Source organism: Inquilinus sp., assembly GCF_039594555.1.
Taxonomy (GTDB): Bacteria; Pseudomonadota; Alphaproteobacteria; order DSM-16000; family Inquilinaceae; genus Inquilinus.
Genome location: NZ_JBCNNF010000099.1, coordinates 1 through 18,611, shown reverse-complemented (window position 1 = coordinate 18,611; position 18,611 = coordinate 1). Strand labels below are relative to the sequence as shown.

Below are 18,611 nucleotides of genomic sequence, written 5' to 3'. Positions count from 1 at the left end.
AGGAGGAGGCGGTGCTGGCGGCGGGCGCCGAGGCGGTGGTCACCCGCGATGCCGGCGATCTGGTCTCGGCGGTGGAGCGGGCGACGAAGGGCCGGCCGATCGACGTCGTCGCCGACCTTGTCGGCGGGGCGATGTTCAACGACCTGCTGCGCATCCTGCGGCCGGAGGGGCGCTACACCACCGCCGGCGCCATTGCCGGGCCGGTGGTGCAGCTGGACCTGCGGACGATGTATCTGAAGCACCTGGAGCTGCATGGCTCGTCCCAGGGCACGCGCGGCGCCTTCCGGCGGCTGGTGCGCTACATCGAGGAGGGCAAGCTCAAGCCGCTGGTCGGCGGCGTCTACCGCCTGTCCGATTTCCACCGCGCCCAGGCCGCGTTCATGGCAAAGGGGTTCGTCGGCAAGCTGGTGGTGGTGCCGGATTCGAAGTGGAGCGCCACGGCCTGAAGTGGCGCAGGCCGGCCTCCGCGATCACCCCGCGGAGGCCGGCGAGCGGTCAGGCTGTCGTGCCGTCCGCGTGCCGCACCAGGAACATCGGGCCGACGCGGATGCCGCTGCGGCCCTCCTCGTCCCGGGCCGCCAATTCCAGCGTCTCGCCCTCGTACAGGATCCCGTGCATGCGCCAGCTGCCGTCCGGCAGCTGCTCGCAATCATGGGTGCAGAAATACTCGATCAGGCATTTCAGCCTGCCGTCGGCGTAGAACAGATGCGTCGGGTTGAAGTCCGGGCCGTAGACGCCGAGATGCGGCGCCAGCCCGGGCGGCACGTCGGACTGCACGGCGTTGCGCCGGGTCCATTCCTTGCCCTTCCAGCCCAGCACGCCGTCGCCATTGAAGGTCAGGTCGAGATGCGGGTAGTCCGCCCCCTCGCCATAGATCCGGCCGTCGATGGTGAAGGCGTCGCCGCCGCGCCATTTCAGCTCCAGCGGCACGCCCTCGCCCATCAGGTACAGCCGGCCGTCCTTCTCCCGCAGCTCGACGCTCTCCTCGCCATCGGCCGACTGGTAAACGCCGGGCATCGCCGCCCGATGCGCCGCGGTCAGCGCCGGATGCTTCGCCGCCGGCGCCGGCGGCCGACCCATGCGGCGCTGCGCCAGGGCCAGCTGCAGGGCACGTTTCGCCAGCCGGTCGCCGATCTGGTTGCTGAAGTCGAGGGTGGAGAAGGTCAGCGCCGCCAGCCCGGCATGGGGCAGAGCCGCCATCTGGGTGGAATAGCCGTAGACCGCGCCGCCATGGCCGACCGACAGCCAGCCATCGACCTCGCCGACGCCGAAGCACAGGCCATAGCCCTTCTGGCTGCTGCTGTGGCCGGCCGGGCGCTTGCCCACCACGGTCCACATCTCCCGCAGGCTGGCGGGCGACAGGATCGACCGGCCGTCCGGGGCGAAGCCGCCGCGCAGCATGCAGATCGCGAACTTCGCCATGTCTGGCGCGGTGGAGAAGATGGCGCCGGCCGGGGAGCCGCCCAGGTCGAACACCGGCGCCGGGAAGTCGCGGTCGAAATCCCACATCCAGGCCGGCGCCAGCCGGTCCCGCATCTCCGGCACCAGGGTGGCGCTGCTGTCCGCCATGCCCAGCGGCGCGAGGATATGGCGGGTGACGTAGTCGGCGTAGAGCAGGCCGCTGACCTGCTCCAGCACCCAGCCGACCACGGCGATGCCGGCGTTGGAATAGTGCATGATCCCGGCGCTGGGATCCTCCTTCAGTACCGAGGTCTTCAGCCCCTCGACCGTCACCTCCAGCCGCTTCCGCCGGTCGTCCAGGTAGTGGCCGTCCTTCGGCTCGCGCACCAGCCCGGCGGTGTGGCTCATCAGCTTGCGCAGCGATACCTGCGGCCCGTGCGGCCCACTCTCGCGCCCGGCGAAGGGGTTCACCGGATGGAAGCCGGGGATATAGGCCGAGACGTCGGCGTCGATATCGACCAGCCCCCTCTCGGCCAACTGCATGATGCCGATCGCGGTGAACATCTTGGTCAGCGAGCCGATGCGGAACAGCGACCGGTCGTCGAGCCGATGGCCGAGATCCGGGCGCACCACATGGCCGGTGGCCAGCAGGGCGTCACGGTCGACCACGGCGTAGGAAATCGACGGGATCGCCTTGTCCCCGACCTCATGCGCGATGAATTCCTCCAGGCCGGCGGCCAGGGCACGGGCGTCCATTCGGTGGTCTCCTCTCAGCTCCGGAGGCGGGGGTCGAAGATGTCGCGCAGGGCGTCGCCGACCAGGCTCCAGGACAGCACGAACAGGAAGATCGCGGCGCCGGGGAAGGCGAGCGTGTACCAGTAGCGGAACGGGCTGTCGCCGCGGCCGACGATCCAGTTGCGGGAATAGCTGATCAATTGGCCCCAGTCGGCGTAGCCGGGCTCGACTCCGACCCCGAGGAAGCTGAGGGCGGAGGCGGTCAGCACCATCGACCCGGTCATCATCGTGGCCAGCACCAGCATCGGATAGAAGGCGTTCGGCAGGATGTGCCGCAGCAGCAGCCGGATGTCGCGGGTGCCGTAGGACCGCGCCGCCTTGACGTAGTCCAGCTCCTTCACCCGCAGGATCTCGCTGCGGATGACCCGGGCATAGTTCATCCAGCCGAAGGCGGTCAGGGCGATCGTCATCGGCCCGATGCCCTTGCCCAGCAGCGTGGTCAGCACCATCGCCGCGATCAGGAACGGCACGGCCAGGAAGACGTCGACGATGCGCATCAGCACCTCGTCCACCATGCCGCCGTAGAAGGCGGCCACCGCCCCGATCAGGGCCCCGATCAGGGTCGAGATCAGGACCACGCCGAGGCCGATCTTGAACGCCGTGCGGGTGCCCCAGACCAGGCCGTAATAGATGTCGAACTGCCCCTCGGTGGTGCCCAGCAGGGCCCGGGCCGAGGGCGGCTGCGGCGTGGCGCGGAAGCCGCTGCGCGGGATCTCGTAGGGCGAGGTCTGGTACGGCTCCGGCGGCGCGATCACCGGCGCCAGGGCGGCGACCGCGACAAAGCCGACAAGCACCAGAATGCCCAGCAACGATAGCGGGTTGCGCAGCAGATATCCGATGATTTTCATGCCAGCCTCACCCGCGGGTCGAACAAGGGGTACAGCAGGTCCACCACCAGGTTGAGGACCACCAGCACCAGCGCGAAATACAGGGCGAAGCCCAGCACGGCCGGGAAGTCCAGGTTCGCGGCCGCTTTCGCCGCGAACTGGCCGAGGCCGTGATAGTCGAAGATGGTCTCGGTGATGACGACGCCGCCCAGCATCGCCGCCACCTCCATCCCCGCGACGGTGACCACCGGCAGCAGGGCGTTGCGCCTGGCATGCCGGTTCTGCACCACCCGTTCGCTGAGGCCCTTGGCCCGGGCGGTGCGGACATAGTCCTGGCGCAGCGATTCCAGCATCGAGGTGCGCATGATCCGGGTCATCGACGCCAGGCTGACGTAGCTGAGCGTCACCACCGGCAGAATCAGGTGGCGCAGCGCGTCGAGGAAGATCGGCAGGTTGCCGTTCAGGAGCGCGTCGATCGTGTTCAGCCCGGTCCAGTGCCGGAAGCCGTCGCCGCCGGTCTCGATCAGCGCCCATTGGCTGAGCCGCCCCGGCGGGAACCAGCCGAGCGAGCCGTAGAACACCATCATCATCAGGAGGCCGAAGACGAAGACCGGGAAGGACCAGCCGAGCACGGTGAACAGGCGGATGCCATGGTCGACGGGCCGGTTCAGATGCGCGCCGGCCCGGCTGCCCAGCCAGATCGCGCCCAGGACGACGGGCACGAAGGCGAAGATCACCAGCTCCAGCGTCGCCGGGAACAGCGACACCAGCGCCTCGGCCACCGGCATCCGCGCCGTCTCCGACCAGCCGAGATTGCCCTGCAGGATGTTGCCGATCCAGCGGCCGTACTGCTCATAGAACGGGTCGTTCAGCCCGTATTTCTCGATCAGCGCCGCGACCTGGGCGGCGCCGCCCTTCAGCGCGTCCGGGCTGCCGACATAGGTGATCACGCGCTGGGTCGGCGTCAGCATCATCTGCATCGCGAAGATCATCAGGGTCAGCGCGAAGAAGACGATCGGGATGAAGGACAGGCGACGGATCGCATAGGCCAGCATGGGCGGTCCCGGGCAGTGGAAGATCGACGGGTCTCAAGCCGATGCCGGGGCAGGACGGGGCGAGACACACCCCGCCGGCGCCCCCCTGCCCCGGCCGCCGGGTCTATTTCTCCTTCTTGGAGATGGGATAGAAGTCCCAGGCGCCGTACTCGATCATGTTGTGGACATAGCCGTCGACCCAGTCGCGCGTGACGATGGAGCCGTACTCCTCCCACAGGAACTGGGTGGTGGCATATTCGTGGCTCATCTCTTGAAGCTTGGCGTAGATCTTCTCCCGCTCCGCCGGATCGACCGTGGTCCAGGCCTGCTTCAGCAGCGGGTCGAACTTGTCGCGCATCAGCTGGCGATAGCCCTCACCGACCATGCCGCCGACCAAGCCGGTGCTGGAGAGGTAGTAGGTGGCGGCGCCCAGCGGCCCGCCCGGATCGGAATAGTCGGGGCCCCAGCCCATGATCGCCATCGGCGCGCTCGGCTCGGCGCCGCCATAGATCTTGTCGGCGAAGGTGGCGGATTGCAGCTGCTGGATCTTCAGCTTGAACTTCGGATTGATGCGCGCGAGGTTCTGCTGAAGGATCGACAGCGCCGAGAAGTAGACGCTGTTGCCTTCGGTCATGTAGGCGGTCAGCTCGAAGCCGTTTTCCCAAACTTGGCCGCCCCAGGCCTTCTTGAAGTGCTCCGCCGCCTTCTCGGGATCGAAGGAATAGACCGGGCTGTCGGGCCGGTAGCCCATGATGCCGCGCACCGTAGGCCCGCGCAGCTGCACGGTCTTGCCCAGCAGGACGTCGTCCAGCAGCTGCTGGTAGTCCTGGGCGTAGTTGAAGCCCTTGCGCACATCGATATCGGCGAAGAAGTCGGGCGGGACGCCCTTGCCGTCCAGCTTGCCGCTGCCGATCGCCGGATTGTCCACCGCGCTGACCGGCCAGATGTAGAAGATCGAGCGGCCGAACACCTGGGGCAGGCCCTGGGTCACCTTGATGCCGGGCTTGGCCGCCACCTCGTCCAGGAACTCCACCGGCGTGGTCACCACATCGGCGTCGCCAGCCTCGAGCTGCAGCAGCCGCGTGGTCCATTCCGGCACGGACCGAAGCACCACGCGCTCCAGCTGGGCCGGCCCCTGCCAGTAGCCGTTGAACCGCTTCAGGGTGATCTTCTTCTGGGACCGGTCCCAGTCCTCGACCATGAAGGGGCCGCTGCCGTTCTCGACCTGGAACAGCTTGTCCTCGCCCAGCTCGGGCTTGTGGAATGTCTTCCAGGTACCGGCGGTGCCGTCCCAATCGCCCTGGTCGCGGGCCCATTCCTGGTCGATGATCGAGGTGGCGAAGGGCAGCGCCATGATGCCAAGCGTGGCCGGGAACGGCGCATCGAGCACGATCGTCACCCGGTCGCCGTCGACTTTGATCTTGTCCGACAGCGCGTCATGCACCTTGGCCAGGCCGGCGGCGTCGACCTCGGCGAAGGTCTTCACGCCGGCAAGATCCGTGGCCCAGGCCTCGATGTTCGGATACTTGCCGGCGGTGATCATCTCGGTCACCGCATTGGCCATCCAGCTGTCGCCCTGCAGGATCGCGCGCATCAGCGAGTACTTGACGTCCTGGGCCGTCAGCTCGCCATAGCCGGGAACGATCGCCGCCTTCTCCTGGTTGGTCAGCTCGTCATACAGCTTCCAGGCAATGGCGCCGTCCGCCCCCTTAACCCCGACCTTGTGGGTGTGAACGCCTTTCCGGATGGGGAAGGTGTAGCTGATCGACCCGTTCTCGCCCGGCTTGATCAGCCCGTTTTCCAGTGACGGCACCTCGGTCGACAGCGCCGGCACAAAGTCCGAGATCTCGCTGCCCTTGTAGTTCAGGAGCCGCATATAGGTGTTGATGGAGACATAGGTGTTCGCCGTGTCGGCCATATAGGCCGGGTCCAGCGTGCGGATGTCGTTCGTCCACAGAAAGACCAGGGTGCCGGGATTCTTAAGCTCGGCCTGCGCCGTGCCGGACAGGGCCAGCAAGGCGATGCCGAGGCCGGGTCCGATCCATTTTTTCATCGAGAAGCCTCCTGCTGACGGGCATTTCGCCCTTATGGGGTCGCCTGGACGGCGATCTGCCGGAAGTGTGACCGAGGCGCGGCGAGAAGGCTATACCGAATACGCCAAAACTTCCCTTTAACAGAAAAACTTTAGCGTATCGGAATATAACCCCAGGTCATGGATGGACAGGCCTTCAGGCCTCCGCGCGCACGAAATGCCGGTCGGACACCTGCAGCATCGGCAGGACCACCGGCTCGAAATCGGGAGGCCTCACCGCGCTGGGGATCTCGTCGGCCAGCAGCAGGCGATTCTCCGGCCGCTGCCGCGGATCGGCGACGGGGACGGAGGACAGCAGCTTGCGGGTATAGCTGTGGCGCGGGTTGCCGAAGACCTCGCGCCGGCTGCCGATCTCGACGATCTGGCCGAGATACATCACCGCCACGCGGTGGGCCATGCGCTCCACCACCGCCATGTCGTGCGAAATGAACAGGACGGAGATGCCGGTCTCCGCCTGCAGATCCATCAGCAGGTTGATGACCTGGGCCTGGATGGTGACGTCGAGCGACGCCACCGCCTCGTCGGCAATCACCAGCCTCGGCCGGGTGCTGAGCGCCCGGGCGATGCAGATGCGCTGGCGCTGCCCGCCGGAGAAGGCGTGCGGGTGGCGCCGCGCATGCTCGGGCGACAGCCCCACCCGCTGCAGCAGTTCGGCCACGCGCGCCTGGACCTCGGCCCGCGACAGGCCGCCATGGACCAGCATGGGGTCGGCGATCGCCTGCCCCACGGTCATGCGCGGATTCAGCGAGCTGAAGGGATCCTGGAACACCATCTGCACCTGGCGGCGCAGCGCCTGGATCGCGCGCGCCGGCTGGCCCAGCGTCTCGCGCCCCTCGAACCGGATCGAGCCGGAGACCGGCTTGTCCAGCTGCAGGATGCTGCGGCCGATGGTGGATTTGCCGCAGCCGCTTTCGCCGACCAGGGCCAGGGTCTCGCCCGGGAAGATCTCGAAGGACACGTTCTCGACCGCATGGACGCGGCCCGTGACCTTGCCGAAGACGCCGGAGCGCAGGTCGAAGCGGGTGGTAAGGTTCTCGACCGCCAGCAGCGGGGCGCGGGTCATGCCGGCACCTCGACGCGAACGGCGGCCCGGATCTCGGCCGGGGTATCGACCGCCTCGACCAGCGGGAACCGCTCCGGCTCGTCCTTGCCGTCCATGCTGCCCAGGCGCGGCACCGCGGCCAGCAGCGCGCGGGTGTAGGCATGCCGCGGCGCCTCGAACACCTCGTAGACGGTCCCGGTCTCCACGATCTCCCCCTTCAGCATGACGCAGATGCGGTCCGCCATCTCGGCCACCACGCCCATATCGTGGGTGATGAACAGCACCGACATGCCGATCTCGCGCTGCAGCGCCCGCACCAGGTCGAGGATCTGGGCCTGGATGGTGACGTCCAGGGCCGTGGTCGGCTCGTCCAAGATCATCAGCGACGGGCGGCAGCACAGCGCCATCGCGATCATCACCCGCTGGCGCATGCCGCCGGACAGGTGATGGGGATACTGGTCCAGCCGCTTCTCCGCCTCCGGCACACGCACCAGCTTCAGCGCGTTCAGGGCGATGGCGCGCGCCTCCGCCGCGCTCTTGCCCTGGTGGCGCATGATCGCCTCGCCGATCTGGAAGCCGATGCTGAACACCGGATTCAGGCTGGCCATCGGATCCTGGAACACCATCGAGATGTCGGATCCACGGACGTTCCGCATCCGCCGCTGCGGCAGCCGGGCCAGGTCCACCACCTCGCCGCCCCGCAGGCGCATGCGCACCGACCCGCCGGCCAGCCGGGCGCCGTCATATTCGGCCAGCCGCATGATGGTCATCGCCGTGACCGACTTGCCGCTGCCCGATTCGCCGACCAGGGCCAGCGTCTCGCCGCGCCCGATATGGAACGACACGCCCTTCACCGCGCGCAGGGTCTCGCCCCCGCCCAGCGCGAACGACACCTGGAGATTCTCGACCTCGAGCACGCGATCATCCTGCATGGCGGCTCCGATGCTGGGACAAGAAGAAATTTCCTATACGCTAAAAAATACCGTATGGAACAATGATCGCTACCACAAGCACCAATGAACCGCCGGGAGGGAAACCATGCGTCTCTACATCTCCGCCGACATCGAGGGCATCGTCGGCGTCGTCACCCGCGACCATACGAGCCCCGAGGGATTTGAGTACGACCGGGCCCGCGACTGGATGACCGACACCGTGGTCGCCGCCTGCGAGGCCGCGCAGGAGGCCGGGGCGACCGAGATCGTGATCAGCGATTCGCACGGCAATGGCGAGAGCCTGAAGATCGAGAAGCTGCCGGAAGACGTGCAGCTGGTGCGCAGCTGGCCACGGCCCCTGGGCATGATGCAGGGCATCGAGGTCGGGGCGTTCGCCGGCGCGCTGCTGATCGGCTACCACGCCGGCGGCAGCAATCCCTCCGGCGTGCTGGCGCACACGCTGACCGGCGCCTTCCAGGAGGTACGGGTCAACGGCCAGGTGCTGAACGAGGCCGGGCTGAACGCCGTCATCGCCGGCCATTTCGGCGTGCCGGTGATCTATGCCTCGGGCGACGACGTGGCGACCGCCGAGATCCGCGACATCCTCGGCGACATCGAGACGACGACGGTGAAATGGGCGCACGGCACGCGCTCCGCCCGCACCCTGATGCCGGCGGCAGCCCATGCGGCGGTGCGGGCCGGGGTGAAGCGGTCGGTCGCCCGCATCGGCGAGGCCAAGCCGTTCCGGCTGAAGGGTCCCCTCGCGCTCGAGGTGCGCTTCCGCGACCGCCAGAAGGTCGAGCACCTATCCTATCTGCGCTTCATCACCCAGATCGACACCCACACCATCCGCTACGAGGCGGAGGATGCGATCGACCTGTCGAAATTCCTGATGTTCCTGCTCGGCTGAAGCGCACCGGCATGATGCAACCCGGCCTGCCGCGCCCAGCCCCTTAGCCGGCGCGGCAGCCGGTCAGGTCGTCGGGAACAGGGACATCAGAGTCCCCTCCAGATCCGGCTCTGGGCTGGAGCACACGGCCAGGATCAAGGCATCGCCCTCGCCCACCGAGATGTAGGCATGGCCCATAGTGCTGTCGATGTAGATGCTGCCGCCCTTCTCCAGCCGCACCGGGGCGTAGTGGTCGGTGTGCACCTCAATCGCGCCCTCCAGCACGTAGATGAACTCCTCCCCCGAATGTCGCACCAGCGGGCCGAACTCTTCGATGCTGCGGGTCTTCACCCGGCCGACATCCGGCACCATCCGCTTTCGCTGCAGCTCGGTGCACAGATACAGGTAGTCGTAGTTCTGGGTGACCTGCAGCAGCCCCTCGCCCGGCCGGCTGATCGACCGCCGGGCCAACCCCGCCCCGGAGGCCGCCGGCGTCGACAGCAGCTCGGCCAGGTTAATGCCCAGCCCTTCGCTGATCTGCAGCAGCTTGTCGTAGGTCAGCGACATCTGGTCGTTCTCGACCTTGGACAGAGTCGAGACCGCCACCCCGGTGCGCTGGCTGACCTCCTGCAGCGTCCAGCCATGCCGGCGCCGCAGCGCCTTCAGGCATTCCCCAAGCTTGGGCTGATTGGACATGCGCGGACCCGGCCGATGGATGGTCGATCACCCTATGTCGAGTGCAGGCCTTATCGCAAGAACCATGAATTTTCCTATACGATAAACTATTTGACATAAACGCTATTGCCTCGCAGTCTGCGGCCAAAGGGAGGCTGCCGGATGGACGTCGTCGACATCGCCGTGATCGGAGGGGGCATCGCCGGCGCGTCGCTGGCCCGGGCCGCCGCAAACGGCCGCCGGGTGCTGCTGCTGGAGCGCGAGAGCCAGCCCGGCTACCACTCCAGCGGCCGGTCCGCCGCCCTGTTCTCCGAGACCTACGGCAACGCCGTGGTGCGCGCCTTGTCGACCGGCAGCCGCGAGTTCCTGAGCGCCCCGCCGGAGGATTTTGCCGGCTTCGTCCTGACCCGCCCGCGCGGCGCCATGCATGTCGGCCGGCCGGGCCAGGAGGCGGCGATCCGCGAGGAGGCGGAGGCGCTGGCCGCCCTGGTGCCGAGCGTGCGCGAGATCGGCGCCGCCGACGCCCTGGCCCAGGTGCCGGTGCTGCGGCCGGGCGGCGTGGCCGGCGCGGTGTTCGAGCCGGAGGCGCTGGACATCGACACCAACGGCATGCTGCAGGGGTCGCTGCGCGGCCTGCGCCGGCAGGGCGGCGAGGTCCGCACCGGGGCCGAGGTCACCGCCCTGGTACCGCTGCCGGGCGGCGGCTGGCGGGTCGAAACCACGGCCGGCACGGTCGAGGCCGGCATCGTGGTCAATGCCGCCGGGTCCTGGGCCGACGCGATCGCCGCCCTGGCCGGGGTCGCGCCGGTCGGGCTGGTGCCGAAGCGGCGCACCGCCTTCCTGTTCGAGGCGCCGGGCCATGACGTCGACGGCTGGCCGCTGGTGGTCGACCTGGACGAGACCTTCTACATCAAGCCGGATGCCGGCAAGCTGCTGGGCTCCCCCGCCGACGAGACGCCGAGCCCGCCCTGCGACGCGCAGGCGGAGGAGATCGACGTGGCCGTCGCGGCCGACCGGATCGAAGGCGCGACCACGCTGCAGATCCGCCGCCTGACCCATCGCTGGGCCGGGCTGCGCAGCTTCGTCGCCGACAAGACGCCGGTGCTGGGCTTCGACCCGGCGGCGCCGGGCTTCTTCTGGTGCGCCGGCCAGGGCGGCTACGGCTTCCAGACCGCGCCCGCGATGGCCCGGCTGGGCGCGGCGCTGCTGCGCGGCGACCCGGTGCCCGAGGACCTCGCCCGGCTGGGCGTCACCGCCGCCGCCCTTGCCCCCGGCCGGACCATGGCCGGCCCCGCCCCGAAGGAGGCGCAACCGTGAAGATCTTCATCGCCGCCCTGATCACCGAGACCAACACCTTCTCGCCGCTGCCGACCGGCGCCGCCGGCTTCTACGCGCCGGAGACCTACCGGCGGCGCGACGCCAGCCTGGACGACACCGCGGCCGAGACGATCTGCCAGAAGACCTGGCGCCGGCTGGCCGGGCGCGACGGGCATGAGGTGGTCGAGAGCGTCACCGCCATCGCCCAGCCGGCCGGCACCACCATCCGGTCGCTCTATGAGAGCCTGCGCGACGACATCCTGGACGACCTGCGCCGGGCCGGGCCGGTCGATGTCGTGCTGCTGCTGATGCACGGCGCCATGGTGGCCGACGGCTATGACGATTGCGAGGGCGACACCGCCGCGCGGGTGCGCGCCATCGTCGGCCCCGACGTGCCGATCGGCATGGAGCTGGACCTGCACTGCCACCTGACCGACCGCATGGTCGAGGCCTGCACCGCGATCATCGGCTTCAAGGAATACCCGCACACCGACATGGAGCCGCGGGCGGCCGAGCTGTACGAGCTGTGCCTGCGCGCCCGGCGCGGCGAGATCCGCCCGGTGATGGCGCTGCATGACTGCCGGATGATCGGCATGTGGCGCACCCCGGTGGAGCCGATGCGCAGCTTCGTCGACCGCATGCAGGCGCTGGAGGGCCGCGACGGCATCCTGTCGGTGACCTTCGGTCACGGCTTCCCCTGGGGCGATGTCGAGGATGTTGGCGCGCGCATGCTGGTGGTGGCGGACGGCGACCGCGACCGGGCGCAGCGCCTGGCCGAGGATCTGAGCTGGGAGATCTGGGACCTGCGCCACGCCACGGCGACGCCGCACGACACGGTGGACGAGGCGCTGGACCATGCGCTGGCGGCGCCGCGCGGCCCGGTGGTGCTGGCCGACGTGGCCGACAATGCCGGCGGCGGCGCGCCCGGCGACAGCACCTTCATCCTGCGCCGGATCATCGACCGCGGCATCGGCAACGTGGTCAGCGGCTGCTACTGGGACCCGCAGGCGGTGGCGCTGTGCGAGGAGGCCGGCGAAGGGGCGACCTTCGACCTGCGCATCGGCGGCAAATGCGGCCCGGCCTCGGGCGATCCGGTCGACCTGCGTGTCACCGTGAAGCGCGTCCTGCCGGAGCTGCACCAGACCGGGCTGAGCGAGGATTGGGCGCCGCTGGGCCGCGGCGTCTGGGTCCAGGCGGCGAACGAGGTCGACCTGGTGCTGGTGACGCTGCGCAGCCAGACCTTCGCCCCCGACGCCTTCACCGCCTTCGGCATCGACCCGGCGCGCAAGGCGATCGTGGTGGTGAAGTCGACCCAGCATTTCCATGCCGGCTTCGCCCCGATCGCAGCGGAAATCCGCTACGTCACCACGCCGGGCGCGATCCCGCCCAGCTTCGGCGACATCCCCTACACCAAGCGCCGCCTGCCCTTCTGGCCGCGGGTCGAGAATCCCTTCGCCTGAAGCGGCCTGCAGCCGCTTGACAGGGGAAATCCGGATCTCGCAAAGTTCAAAAAATTAGCGTTTAAGAAAATTCGCCATGCAGCCCAGGCCGGGCCGTGGCGATTGCGCACAAGCAGGGAGAGCATGATGGCGAAGCTGACGCTGCGGCTGGCCGCCGCGGCCGCATTGGTGATGTCGGCAGGGGTCGCGCCGGCTGCGGCGAAGACGCTGGTCTATTGCTCGGAGGCCAGCCCCGAGAGCTTCAACCCGATGTTCGCCAGCGCCGATTCCACCATGGATGCGGTGGCGCGGACGATCTATGACCGGCTGGTCCGCTTCAAGCCCGGCACCACCGAGGTCGAGCCGTCACTGGCCGAGCGCTGGGAGGTGTCGGATGATGGCCGCAGCTACACCTTCCATCTGCGGCCGGCCGTGGCGTTCGAGCCGAACGCCGCCTTCACCCCGACCCGGCCGCTGAATGCCGACGACGTCGTCTATTCCTTCGACCGGCAATGGCGGGCCGACAACCCGTTCCATGCCCTCGGCGGCTCCGGCTACCAGTATTTCGAGGCGCTCGGGTTGGGCCCGATGCTGCAGTCGATCGACAAGGTCGACGACCTGACCGTGCGCTTCACCCTGAAGGCGCCCAACGCCACCTTCCTGGCGACCGTCGCCCTCGACTTCGCGTCGATCCAGTCGCTGGAGATGGCCCAGGCGATGGTCGCAAAGGGCACGCCGGAGGTGCTGGACCTGACGCCGGTCGGCACCGGCCCCTTCGTGTTCCAGGCCTATGACCCGGATTCCCGCATCCGCTTCAAGGCGAACCCACATTACTGGGACGGCAAGCCGGCGATCGACACGCTGGTGTTCGACATCACGCCGGACGCGACCGTCCGCGTGTCCAAGCTGCAGGCCGGGGAATGCCAGATCACGACCCAGCCTTTGGCCGCGGCGGTGCCGCAGCTGAAGCAGGATCCGAATATCGAGGTGCTGCAGCGGCCGGGCGACAATCTCGGCTATCTCGGCTTCAACGTGGCGAAGACGCCGCTGGGTGACGTCCGCGTCCGGCGCGCCCTGGCCATGGCGATCAACCGCCCGGCGATCGTCGACGCCGTGTACCAGGGTGCCGGTACGCTGGTGAACTCCGCGCTGTCGCCGGTCGAATGGGGTGCTGCCAAGGACCTCAAGGGCTATCCCTACGATCCCAAGGCCGCCAAGGCGCTGCTGGCCGAGGCCGGGTATCCGGACGGCTTCTCCCTGTCGCTCTGGGCCATGCCGGTGTCGCGCCCCTACAACCCCGATGCCCGCCGCATGGCCGAGATGATCCAGGCCGACTGGGCCGCGGTCGGGGTGAAGACCGAGATCGTCAGCATGGAATGGGGTGCCTATCTCAACCGCACCCAGGCGGGGGAGCATGACGCCCTGCTGCTGGGTGGCACCAGCGACAATGGCGACCCGGACAACACCCTGACCTTCGTCCTGGCCTGCAGCGACCAGAACCGCATGAAGTGGTGCGACAAGCCGTTCGACGACCTGCTGAACCAGGCGCGGGCCAGCACCGACCAGGCGAAGCGGACCGAGCTGTACATCAAGGCTCAGCAGATCGTGGAGGAGCAGGTGCCGCTGGTGCCGATCGCCAGCTCGATCGTCTCGATGCCGATCCGCAAGGGCGTGCTGAACTACGTGCTCGACCCGTTCGGGCGCCAGAGCTTCGCCAAGCTCGACCTGGCGGAGTGAGGACGCGATGTCCGGAGATCTGCAGGCGCGGCTGCAGGGCATCCTCGATGCCTTCGTGGCCAAGGGCATCGTCGGCGCCTCCGCCGCCGTGGTGGCGCGCGGCGGCGATCCCGTCACCGCCACGGCCGGCCTGGCCGACCGCGAGCGGGGCATCCCGGTCAGCCCGGCGCATCTGTTCAAGAACGGCAGCTGCACCAAGACCTTCGTCGCCGCCACGCTGATGCGGCTGGCCCGGGCGGGCACGCTGCGGCTGGACGAGCCGGCGGCGCGCTGGCTGCCGAACCTGCCGAAGGGCGACCGGATCCGCGTGCGCGATCTGGTCAACCACCGCAGCGGCCTGCCGGAGTTCGAGTTCGACATGCCGATGACGCCCGGCCGAAGCTGGACGCCGCGGGAGATCGTCGACCTGGCGTTCCGGGTGCGGCCGCAGGACGAGCCGCACCGGGTCGCCAGCTACAGCAACACCGGCTATGTCCTGGCCGGAATGGTGATCGAGGCCGCGACCGGCGACAGCCTGGCCGGGCAGGTCCGCCGCGAGGTGCTGCGGCCGCTGGGGCTGGACGACAGCTTCTGCGCCGCCGGCGAGCCGTTCCCGCAGGACCGGCTGGCGCGGGGCTACTATCACCGTCCGCCGCCGGCGGGCCCTGCCCTGTCGCTGGCGCAGGGCGGCGAGATGTGGGCCCTGGACGGGATCCTGCCCTATTCCGACACGCTGCAGGACTCCACCGCGCTGTTCCCCTTCACCGGGGCCTATGCCGCCGGCGATATGGTGTCGACGGCGCGGGACATGGCGCTGTTCCTGGACGGGCTGTTCGGCGGCCGCCTGTTCGAGGCGGAATGGCTGGCGCAGATGGCCGATGACCGCTGGCCGGTCGGCTTCCCCGGCACCCGGATGCGGGAGACGGGGGCCGGGCTGTTCCTGTCGTCCTATGCCGGCCGGCAGACCTTCGGCCACCAGGGCAGCATCCCCGGCTACGTCTCGGTGATGCAGCACCACCGCGACAGCGGCACCAGCGCCGCGCTGCTGACCAACACCGGATCCGGCAACCGGCTGAGCTTCCAGGCATCGGGCCTGCACGAGGCGTTCGACCAGCTGCTCGAGGCAGCCCTGGCCTGATGTTCGCCCGGCCAGGGCGCCGACGATCCGATCCCATCGTAGGCCCGGCCCTACCCCTAGGCATAGTCGACAACGCGACGAGCCGCCGACTACAGTCCGGGGATCAAGCCTGCCGATCGGGGGATCGTGATGGACGGCCAGCCGGATTCCACGAGCCTCAGCCCTTCCGCGCCGCCTCCCGGCTCCTCGCGGTCGCCTGAACAAGGCCTGAAGCCGGCAGGGGCGCTTCATCGGTTCGGCCCCTGGCTGCTGCGCCTGGCGATCCTCGCCATCGCGGGCATCGTCGTCTCCCTGTTCATCACCCGCTGGGACAGCTGGGTCGGCCAGGCGAGCCGCCAAGCCACGGATGACGCCTATGTCCGCGGCGACATCACCCCGCTCAGCGCCCAGGTCGACGGCTATGTCGCCCGCGTGGCGGTGACCGATTTCCAGATGGTCAAGGCCGGGGACCTGCTGGTCCAGATCGACGACCAGGATTACCAGGCGCGGGTGGCCCAGGCCGAGGCGGACACGCTGGGCGCCGACGCGGCGATCCAGAACCTGAAGGCGCGCAAGGACCTGCAGCACGCCGAGATCGACCAGGCCCAGAGCGTCATCGCCGCGACCCAGGCCGATGTCGACCGCACCAAGTCGGAGCTGGCCCGCCAGCAGACCCTGCTGGGCACCACCTTCGGCACCGCCCAGAAGGTCGAGCAGGCCCTGGCCGACGAGAAGCGTTTCGAGGCCACGCTGGCGCGCAACCAGGCCGAGCTGGAAGGCGCGCGCCGGCAGATGGGCGTGCTCGACACCCAGGAGCTGCAGCTGCGTGCCGACGCCAAGGCCAAGCAGGCCGCGCTCGCCCTCGCCCGGACCAATCTGGGCTACACCCGGATCACGGCGCCGGTGGACGGCATGGTGGGCGAGCGCGGGGTCCGCGCCGGGCAGTATCTGCGGCCCGGCACCCAGGTCATCTCCGTGGTGCCGCTGGACAATGTCTGGGTGATCGCGAACTACAAGGAGACCCAGCTGACCCGCGTGGCGATCGGCCAGAAGGCCGAGATCACCTTCGACACCTTCCCCGGCGTCACCGTGACCGGCCATGTCGACAGCATCGCGCCGGCCAGCGGGTCGCAGTTCAGCCTGCTGCCGCCCGACAACGCCACCGGCAACTTCACCAAGGTGGTGCAGCGCATCCCGGTCAAGATCCTGCTCGACCCCGGCAGCCCGCTGGCCGGGCGGCTGCGCCCCGGCATGTCGGCGGTGGCGACGATCCTGACCGACAGCGCGCCGGCAAAGCCGTGACCGTCGCCCTCGAGGCAGCCGGCGCCCGCGCCCCGAGCCCGGCGGCCGCGCCCTGCCTGCGCCCCCTGGCCGGGGTCGCCGCGGTGCTGTTCGGCGCCTTCATCTCCACCCTGAACAGTCGGGTCACCGGCTTCGGCCTCGCCGACATCCGGGGCGGGCTCGGCCTCGGGTTCGACGAGGGCTCGTGGCTGAACACCGCCTTCTCGGCCAGCCAGATGGTGGTGGCGCCCTGCGCAGCCTGGTGCAGCCTGGTCATCGGCACCCGCCGCTTCCTGCTCTGGGCCAGCGTGATCTTCACCCTGTCCTCGCTGCTGCTGCCCTTCGCCGCCGATTACGGCGTGATCCTGACCCTGCAGACCATTCGCGGCCTCTCGGTCGGCACCTTCATCCCCGCCGCCCTCGGCTTCGTCCTGCGCGGCCTGGCGCCGCGCTGGTGGATCTGGGGCATCGCCGCCTATGCCTTCCGCTTCACCTTCTCCCAGAACGTCGCCGCCTCGCTGGAGGCCTGGTACTCGGAGACCGGGAACTGGCAGTGGATCTTCTGGCAGAACGTGGTGCTGACGCCGGTCATGGCGCTGATTATCCTGTGGGCGGTGCCGCGCGAGGGGATCAACCGCGACCTGCTGCGCCGCACCGACTGGGGCGGCATCGTCTTCGCCGGGCTGGGCTTCGGGCTGGCCTATGTCGCGCTGGACCAGGGCAACCGCCTCGACTGGCTGAACTCCGGCATCGTCACCGGCTGCCTGGTGGGAGGCCTGCTGCTGATCGCCGCCTTCCTGGTCAACGAGGCGATGGTCGAACGCCCGCTGATCCACCTGCCGGTGCTGCGCCAGACGAATGTCGCGGTCCCGGCGATGCTGATCTGCATCTACGGCTTCGGGTCCCAGGCCACGGCCTATGTGCTGCCGGACTATCTGACCCGGGTCCAGGGCCTGCGGGCGCTGCAAATCGGCGATGTGCTGAACTGGATCGCGCTGCCGCAATTCGTGATCATCCCGCTGGTGGTGCTGGCGCTGCGCCGGGTCGACGCGCGCCTCCTCCTCGCCATCGGCTTCGCCCTGATCGCAATCGGCAGCTGGATGGATACGGGCCTGACCCATGACTGGGCCGGCGGCGACTTCCTGCCGTCCCAGATCGTCGAGGCGGTGGGGCTGGCGATCGGCATCACCTCGTTGGTCACCTTCGCGGTCTCGAACATCACGCCGCCCCAGGCCGCCGCCATCGCCGCGACGATCCAGACCGCCCGGCTGTTCGGGATCGAGCTGGGCACCGCCTTCATCCAGACCTTCGTGCGGGTGCGCGAACAGGTCTATTCCAACCTGATCGGCCAGCATCTGAGCGCCGGATCCGACGTGGTGGACCGCGTCGTGACCGCGCTGTCCAACATCTTCAGCCAGCGCGCTACCAACCCGGGATTCGAGACCGCCCAGGGGATGGCCACCGCCGGCCGGTTCGTGCAGCGCGAGGCCTATGTGCTGGCCTATATCGACGGCTTCTGGATCGTCGCCTGGGTGCTGGCGCTGGCCCTGCTGCTGGTGCTGCTGCTGCGCCGCCCGCCGCCCAACCCGATGACGCCGCCGCGCAGCGACATCCCCGCGGCGCCGCGATAACCGGCGATGGAGCTGTCCGCCTTCGACGTTCTGGCGCCGGGCCTGCCGGTGGTGTTCTGCGGCATCAACCCCAGCACGCAGGCAGCGGCCTCCGGCCACAATTTCGGATCGGCGTCCAACCGCTTCTGGCCCGTCCTGCACCTGTCCGGCTTCACCCCCATGCGGATCGCGGCCCGCGACGACCGCCGGCTGCTCGACTTCGGCTGCGGCATCACCGCCGCCGTGCCGCGGGCCACGCGCAGCGCCGGCGAGCTGAACGGCCGCGAGCTGCGCGGCTCGGCAGACGGGCTGCGCGCCAAGATCGAGCATTTCCGGCCCGAGACGATCGCCTTCCTGGGGAAGGCGGCGTATGAGGCGATCGCCGGCGCCAGGGTCGATTGGGGCCTGCAACCGTGGCGGTTCGGCGGCGCCGCCGTCTGGATC

At 69.1% G+C, this 18,611-nt stretch carries 16 protein-coding genes; 9 read left to right on the top strand and 7 right to left on the bottom strand.

Features of this window, described 5'->3' with window-relative positions:
* Nucleotides 1-446, top strand: a 446-nt coding sequence (locus ABDW35_RS13070; protein ID WP_343714307.1) for a zinc-binding dehydrogenase, incomplete at its 5' end; no start/stop codon positions are given.
* 49 nt (nt 447-495) lie between these two features.
* Here the strand turns inward: ABDW35_RS13070 and ABDW35_RS13065 are convergent.
* From ABDW35_RS13065 to ABDW35_RS13040, 6 genes are all read right to left on the bottom strand, one after another.
* Nucleotides 496-2,157: a serine hydrolase domain-containing protein gene (locus tag ABDW35_RS13065; protein ID WP_343714306.1), complete on the bottom strand. Its 1,662-nt coding sequence runs from the start codon at nt 2,155-2,157 to the stop codon at nt 496-498.
* 14 nt (nt 2,158-2,171) lie between these two features.
* A complete protein-coding gene (locus ABDW35_RS13060; RefSeq protein WP_343714305.1) occupies nt 2,172-3,044 on the bottom strand; it encodes an ABC transporter permease in 873 nt (290 codons plus the stop codon).
* A complete protein-coding gene (locus ABDW35_RS13055) occupies nt 3,041-4,078 on the bottom strand; it encodes an ABC transporter permease (protein ID WP_343714304.1) in 1,038 nt (345 codons plus the stop codon). The genes ABDW35_RS13060 and ABDW35_RS13055 overlap by 4 nt, the downstream gene beginning before the upstream one ends.
* A gap of 103 nt (nt 4,079-4,181) precedes the next feature.
* Nucleotides 4,182-6,110 (bottom strand): ABC transporter substrate-binding protein, encoded by a 1,929-nt coding sequence (locus ABDW35_RS13050; RefSeq protein ID WP_343714303.1) that lies wholly within the window; start codon nt 6,108-6,110, stop codon nt 4,182-4,184.
* A 175-nt stretch (nt 6,111-6,285) separates the two neighbouring features.
* Nucleotides 6,286-7,212 carry an ATP-binding cassette domain-containing protein gene (locus tag ABDW35_RS13045; RefSeq protein ID WP_343714302.1) on the bottom strand — a complete coding sequence of 309 codons (927 nt, stop codon included), beginning with the start codon at nt 7,210-7,212 and terminating at the stop codon, nt 6,286-6,288.
* A complete protein-coding gene (locus tag ABDW35_RS13040) occupies nt 7,209-8,123 on the bottom strand; it encodes an ABC transporter ATP-binding protein (protein WP_343714301.1) in 915 nt (304 codons plus the stop codon). Before ABDW35_RS13040 ends, ABDW35_RS13045 begins: the two co-directional genes overlap by 4 nt.
* A gap of 106 nt (nt 8,124-8,229) precedes the next feature.
* On the opposite strand from ABDW35_RS13040, the gene ABDW35_RS13035 reads away from it, so the two are divergent.
* Nucleotides 8,230-9,033: a M55 family metallopeptidase gene (locus ABDW35_RS13035; RefSeq protein WP_343714300.1), complete on the top strand. Its 804-nt coding sequence runs from the start codon at nt 8,230-8,232 to the stop codon at nt 9,031-9,033.
* A 63-nt stretch (nt 9,034-9,096) separates the two neighbouring features.
* On the opposite strand, the gene ABDW35_RS13030 is transcribed toward ABDW35_RS13035, so the two are convergent.
* A complete protein-coding gene (locus tag ABDW35_RS13030; RefSeq protein WP_343714299.1) occupies nt 9,097-9,708 on the bottom strand; it encodes an XRE family transcriptional regulator in 612 nt (203 codons plus the stop codon).
* Between the two features lie 141 nt (nt 9,709-9,849).
* Between ABDW35_RS13030 and ABDW35_RS13025 the strand changes: the two genes are divergently transcribed.
* The 7 genes from ABDW35_RS13025 to ABDW35_RS12995 form a co-directional block, all read left to right on the top strand.
* Nucleotides 9,850-11,004 carry an FAD-binding oxidoreductase gene (locus ABDW35_RS13025; protein WP_343714298.1) on the top strand — a complete coding sequence of 385 codons (1,155 nt, stop codon included), beginning with the start codon at nt 9,850-9,852 and terminating at the stop codon, nt 11,002-11,004.
* Entirely contained in the window at nt 11,001-12,464 is a 1,464-nt protein-coding gene (locus ABDW35_RS13020) for a M81 family metallopeptidase (RefSeq protein ID WP_343714297.1), read from the top strand. Before ABDW35_RS13025 ends, ABDW35_RS13020 begins: the two co-directional genes overlap by 4 nt.
* Nucleotides 12,465-12,590: 126 nt before the next feature.
* Complete coding sequence (locus tag ABDW35_RS13015; protein WP_343714296.1) at nt 12,591-14,180, top strand: ABC transporter substrate-binding protein; 1,590 nt, start codon at nt 12,591-12,593, stop codon at nt 14,178-14,180.
* A 7-nt stretch (nt 14,181-14,187) separates the two neighbouring features.
* A complete protein-coding gene (locus ABDW35_RS13010) occupies nt 14,188-15,297 on the top strand; it encodes a serine hydrolase domain-containing protein (protein ID WP_343714295.1) in 1,110 nt (369 codons plus the stop codon).
* 129 nt (nt 15,298-15,426) lie between these two features.
* A complete protein-coding gene (locus ABDW35_RS13005) occupies nt 15,427-16,578 on the top strand; it encodes an HlyD family secretion protein (protein ID WP_343714294.1) in 1,152 nt (383 codons plus the stop codon).
* Nucleotides 16,575-18,188 carry an MFS transporter gene (locus ABDW35_RS13000; protein ID WP_343714293.1) on the top strand — a complete coding sequence of 538 codons (1,614 nt, stop codon included), beginning with the start codon at nt 16,575-16,577 and terminating at the stop codon, nt 18,186-18,188. Before ABDW35_RS13005 ends, ABDW35_RS13000 begins: the two co-directional genes overlap by 4 nt.
* A gap of 6 nt (nt 18,189-18,194) precedes the next feature.
* Nucleotides 18,195-18,611: mismatch-specific DNA-glycosylase (locus tag ABDW35_RS12995; protein WP_343714292.1), on the top strand; the 417-nt coding region annotated here is incomplete at its 3' end.